The organism is Nonomuraea sp. KM90 (assembly GCF_052246675.1).
Taxonomy (GTDB): Bacteria; Actinomycetota; Actinomycetes; order Streptosporangiales; family Streptosporangiaceae; genus Nonomuraea.
In genome coordinates, this window is record NZ_JBQQCB010000260.1 from 1 (window position 1) to 6,128 (window position 6,128).

Here is a 6,128-nt window from a genome sequence, read left to right on the forward strand (position 1 = left end):
GGTTCTTCGATCTGGGTGGGCATTCGTTGCTGGCGACGCGGTTGATCTCGCGGGTGCGGTCGGTGCTGGGGGTGGAGTTGGGTGTGCGGGAGTTGTTCGCGGATCCGACGGTGGCGGGGATCGCGCGTCGGGTGGTGGCGGGGACGAGGCGTCAGGCGTTGGTGCGGGGGGTGCGGCCGGAGGTGGTGCCGTTGTCGTTCGCGCAGCGCAGGTTGTGGTTCATGCACGAGTGGGAGGGGCCCAGCGCCACCTACAACATCCCGGTCGCGGTGCGCTGGTCGGGAAGCCTCGACCGGCGGGCCCTCATCGCCGCGATCGGCGACGTGGCCGACCGGCACGAGAGCCTGCGCACCGTCTTCCCCGCCGTCGAGGGCGTGCCGTACCAGCGGGTCGTGGCGGGTCGGCCGGCCGTCGAGGTGGTCGAGTGCGCGGAGGAGGAGCTGGGGACGCTCATCGGCGCCGCCGTCCGGCACGCCTTCGACCTGGCCGCCGAGCCGCCGGTCCGGGCCTGGCTGTTCGCGCTCGGCGAGCGGGAGCACGTGCTGGTCATCGTGCTGCACCACATCGCCGCCGACGGCTGGTCGATGACCCCTCTGGGCCGCGACCTCGCCCGCGCCTACGCGGCCCGGGCCGAGGGGCGGGCGCCGGACTGGGCGCCGCTGCCCGTCCAGTACGCCGACTACGCGCTGTGGCAGCGGGAGTTACTGGGCGACCAGGACGACCCGGACAGCATCCTGGCCCGGCAGACCGCCTACTGGTCGGCCACGCTGGCCGGCCTGCCCGACCGGCTCGCGCTGCCCGCCGACCGGCCGCACCCGGTCCGGCCCACCGGGCAGGGCGCGGCGCTGCCCTTCGCCATCCCGGCCGGCCTGCACGCCCGGCTCCTGGAGCTGGGCCGCGAGTCGCACGCCACGCTGTTCATGGTGCTGCACACGGCGCTGGCCGCGCTGCTGACGCGGCTCGGCTCCGGGACCGACATCCCGATCGGCACCCCGGTGGCCGGGCGCGCCGACGACGCGCTGGACGACGCCATCGGCTTCTTCGTCAACACGCTGGTGCTGCGCGCCGACACCGGCGGCCACCCCAGCTTCCGCGAGCTGATCGGCCGGGTCCGGGCCGCCGACCTGGCCGCGTACGAACACCAGGACCTGCCGTTCGAGCGGGTCGTCGAAGCGCTCAACCCCGAGCGCACCGGCGACCACCACCTGCTCTTCCAGACCATGCTCAGCGTCGACAGGAGCCTGCCGCCCGGCGAGTTCGAGCTGCCCGGCCTGAGCGCCTCGTTCGTGCCCGCCCCGCTCGGCGGGGCCAAGTTCGACCTCTCCTTCGACCTGGTCGAGGAGCACGACGGCGGCGGGCGGCCGGCCGGCGTCCACGGAGAGATCGAGTACAGCACGGACCTGTTCGACCACGGCACGATCGCCGCCATGGCCGGACGCTTCCTCCGGCTGATCGAGGCGATGGCCGACGACCCGGAGCAGCCGATCAGCCGGCCCGACCTGCTCGACCCCGGCGAGCGGCACCACTTCGTCGTCGAGTGGAACGACACGGGCACCCATGACCGCCCCGCCCACCAGGCCGTCCACCACCTGTTCGAGCAGCAGGCCCGCCGCCGCCCGGACACCGTGGCCGTGGTGTGCGGGCCGGAGTCGCTCACGTTCGCGCAGCTCGACCGGCGGGCCAACCGGATCGCCCACCACCTCCTGGCCAACGGGGCGGTCCGGGGCGGCATCGTCGGCGTGCACCTGGACCGCGGCGTGGAGCTGGTCGCCGCGCTGCTGGGCGTGCTCAAGGCGGGCGCCGCCTACGTGCCGCTGGACCCCGCCCACCCGGCCGAGCGGCTGGCGTTCCTGCTCGCCGACACCGGCGCGTCCCTGGTGCTGACGCGGGGCGGCCTCGACGTCGCGCCGCCCGGCGTGACGATGGTCGACCTGGACGAGGACCGGGCGGCCGTCTCGGCCCGACCCGCCGGGAACCCGGGGGTGGACGTGCGCCCGGGCGACCTCGCGTACGTGATCCACACCTCCGGCACCACGGGCCGGCCCAAGGGCGTGATGGTCGAGCACGGCAACCTGCTGAGCCTCGTCCGCACCTGCGACCGCCAGTTCGGTCTGTCGGCCATGGAGCCGCGGGCCGTCTCGGTGTCCGGGGTCTCCGTCGACCTGTTCTTCGGCGACATGATCAGGTCGATCATGTTCGGCGGGACGCTCACGATCAGCCCGATCGAGGTCACCCTCGACCCGGCCAGGCTGCTGGAGCTGCTGGACACGTCGGCGGCGACGGGTCTGGAGATCGCCCCCTCGCTGCTGCGGCCGCTGGTGCGGGAGGCCGTGCGGCAGGGCCGCGCGTTCCCCGCGCTGCGCCAGCTCACGGTCGGTTCCGAGGGCTGGCCGGTCGCCGACTGCCTGGAGCTGCTGGAGCTGCTCCCGCCGGGGGCGCTGGCCTTCAACGTCTACGGCACCACCGAGGTCACCGCGGACGCCACCGTCTACTCGCCGGGGTCCTCATCGGAGGGCGAGCGGTACGTACCGATCGGCCGGCCGCTGCCGGGCGTCCGGATCTACGTCCTGGACCAGGGCTTGATGGCGGTCCCGCCGGGCGTCCCGGGCGAGCTGTACGTGGCGGGCGGCGGCGTGGCCCGCGGCTACCTGGGCCGTCCCGGGCGGACCGCCGGCGCGTTCGTGGCCGACCCGTTCGGTCCCGCCGGGTCGCGGATCTACCGCACCGGCGACAGGGTCAGGCTCCGGGCCGACGGCGAGCTGGAGTTCCTCGGCCGCTTCGACGACCAGATGAAGATCCGCGGCTTCCGCGTCGAGGCGAGCGAGGTCGAGACCGCCATGCGGAACGTGCCCGGCGTCCGGGAGGCAGCCGTCGCCCTGCACCGCGACGACTCCGGGACCGAGCGCCTGGTCGGCTACCCCGTCGGCGACGTGACACCGGCCGGCCTGCGGTCCGCGCTGGTCGCGGCGCTGCCCGAGCACATGGTGCCGTCGGCGTTCGTGCCGCTGGAGTCGCTGCCGCTCACCCCGAACGGGAAGGTGGACCGGCGGGCGCTGCCCGCGCCGGAGCCCGCCGGAAGCGTGACGGGACGCGCGCCGCGCGGCCCGCGCGAGGAGATCCTGTGCGGCCTGTTCGCGGAGGTGCTCGGGCTGCCCTCGATCGGCGTGGACGACGACTTCTTCGCTTCGGGCGGGCACTCGCTGCTGGCCACCCGGTTGATCTCGCGCATCCGGTCGTCTCTGGGCGTCGAGCTGAGCGTGCGTGACCTGTTCGCGGACCCGACCGTGGCGGGCGTCGCCCGGCGGGCCGCCTCCGGGGTCGTCCGGCCCGCGCCGGCGCCCGCGGCCAGGCCGGAGCGGATCCCCCTGTCCTACGCCCAGCAGCGGTTGTGGTTCCTCAACCAGTGGGAGGGCGAGAACGCCACCTACAACGTGCCGATGTCCGTCCGGCTCCGCGGCCCGCTGGACGTGGCGGCGCTGACGGTCGCGATCGGCGACGTCGTGGGGCGGCACGAGGCGCTGCGGACGATCTTCCCCGAGGCCGGCGGCGTGCCGTACCAGCGGGTCCTCGACTCCGCCGGGCCGGACATGGAGCTCGCGGACGTCACCGAGGCCGAGGTGCGCCGGGCGCTGGCCGAGGCCGCGCACCAGCCGTTCGACCTGGCCGGGGAGCCGCCGATCAGGGCCCGGCTGTTCCGGCTGGGGGCGGAGGAGCACGTGCTGCTGCTCGTCATGCACCACATCGCCGCCGACGGCTGGTCCACGGGCGTGCTCTGCCGTGACCTGTCGGTGGCGTACGCGGCGCGGGTGGCGGGCGGGGTGCCGGAGTGGGCGCCGTTGCCGGTCCAGTACGCCGACTACGCGCTGTGGCAGCGGGAGCTGCTGGGGGAGGAGGGCGATCCGGGCAGCGTGCTGGCGGGGCAGCTGGCGTTCTGGTCGGAGGCGCTGGCCGGTCTGCCCGACCTGCTGGCGTTGCCCGCCGACCGGCCGCGCCCGGCCCGGCCCAGTTACCGGGGCGATCAGGTGCGGCTGGCCGTCCCGGCGGAGGTGCACGCGCGGCTGGCGGGGCTGGCCCGGGATTCGCACGCGACGTTGTTCATGGTGGTGCAGTCGGCGCTGGCGGCGTTGCTGACCCGTCTGGGTGCCGGGGGTGACATTCCGATCGGGACGCCGGTGGCGGGTCGGTTGGATGACGCGCTGGATGATCTGGTGGGGTTCTTCGTGAACACGCTGGTGTTGCGGGCGAACACGTCGGGGGATCCGACGTTCCGTGAGCTGATCGGGCGGGTGCGGGCGGCGGACCTGGCCGCGTACGAGCATCAGGACCTGCCGTTCGAGCGGCTGGTCGAGGCGCTCAACCCGGCCCGCGGCAACCACCACCCCCTCTTCCAGACCCTGTTCGCACTGCACCACGACGGCGAGTTCGACCTGCCCCTGCACGGCCTGCACACCTCCTACGAGGATGTGCCGCTCGACGTCGTCCAGTTCGACCTCGGGTTCGTCATGAGCGAGCAGTACGACGGCGACGGCGCGCCCGGCGGCCTGCTCGGCGTCGTCGAGTACGCCACCGACCTGTTCGACCGCGACAGCGTGGAGCGGCTCGTGCGCCGCTTCCAGCACCTGCTCGCGGCCATGGTGGACGGCCCCGACCGGCGCATCGACGAGGTCGAGCTGCTCTCGGCCGACGAGCGGGAGACGCTGCTGACCGAGTGGAACGGCACACCGTGGCAGGTGCCGGAGACGACGCTGACCGAGCTGGTCGAGGCACGGGCGGCGAGCGCGCCGGACGCGGTGGCGGTCGTCTCGGAGGACCGCGAGCTGACCTACGCGGAGCTGGACGCCCGCGCGAGCCGGCTCGCCCACCACCTCGTCTCCCTCGGCGTCGGGCCCGAGTCCCTGGTCGCGGTCGCGCTGCCCAGATCCGAGCAGCTCATCGTGGCGCTGCTGGCGGTGCTCAAGGCCGGTGGCGCCTACCTGCCCATCGACCTGGCCTATCCCGCCTCCCGCGTCGCCTACGTGCTGGAGGACGCCCGGCCGGTGCTGCTGCTGACCGTCTTCGACGGCCTCGCGGGCACGCCGGTGCCGACACTGAACCTCGACGACCCGGACGTCGCCGTGACACTCGCCGCGTACCCGGACGCCGGGCCGCGCGCCAGCGCCTCGGCCGCCCATCCCGCCTACGTCATCTACACCTCGGGCTCGACCGGCCGGCCGAAGGGAGTCGTCGTCGCGCACGGCAGCGCGGTCAACCTCCTGCACACCACCCGTGAGGAGCTCGGGCTGGGCCCCGGCGACGTGTGGACGATGTTCCACTCCTACGCCTTCGACTTCTCGGTCTGGGAGATCTGGGGCGCGCTGGCCACCGGCGGACAGGTGGTGGTGGTGCCGTCCAAGGTGATCCACCAGCCGGAGGCGTTCTGGCGGCTCATGCGGGAGCGCGGCGTCACGGTGCTGAGCCAGACGCCGTCCAGCTTCCGCGAGCTGCTGCGTACGGCGGGCGAGTCCGGCGGGCCGCTGCCCGCCCTCCGCATGGTGATCTTCGGTGGCGAGGGGCTCAGACAGGACCACGTCCGCGGCTGGTACGAGGCGTTCCCCGACGCCGCCACCCGGCTCGTCAACATGTACGGCATCACCGAGACCACCGTCCACGTCACCGCCCAGGAGCTGTGCTGGGAGGAGGTCCGGCGGCACGACCGTGTCTCCGCCGGCCGCTCGCTGCCCAACTACCGGACATACGTGCTGGACGGCGGCCTGAGCCCGGTCCCCGTCGGCGTGACCGGCGAGGTGTACGTGGCGGGCGACGGCCAGGCCCGCGGCTACCTCGGCCGCCCCGGACTCACCGCGAGCAGGTTCGTGGCCAGCCCGTTCGACCCGGGGCAGCGCATGTACCGGTCCGGCGACCTGGCCAGGTGGCGGGCCGGCGGCGTGCTGGAGTTCGCCGGCCGCAGCGACGACCAGGTCAAGATCCGCGGGTTCCGCATCGAGCTGGGCGAGATCGAGACGGCGCTCGCCGGGCACCCCGCGATCGCGCAGGCGGCCGTGATCGTCAGGGAGGACCGCCCGGACGATCGGCGCCTGGTCGCCTACCTGGTGCCGGCGTCCGGGGACCTGCCCGCCGTCCCCGACCTG

General features: G+C 74.1%; 1 protein-coding gene. It reads left to right on the plus strand.

Going from position 1 to position 6,128, the window contains the following annotated elements; all coding sequences use genetic code 11:
• Nucleotides 1-11: 11 nt before the first annotated feature.
• The coding region (locus tag ACTWPW_RS62670; RefSeq protein ID WP_443174793.1) for an amino acid adenylation domain-containing protein at nt 12-6,128 on the plus strand (6,117 nt) is incomplete at its 3' end.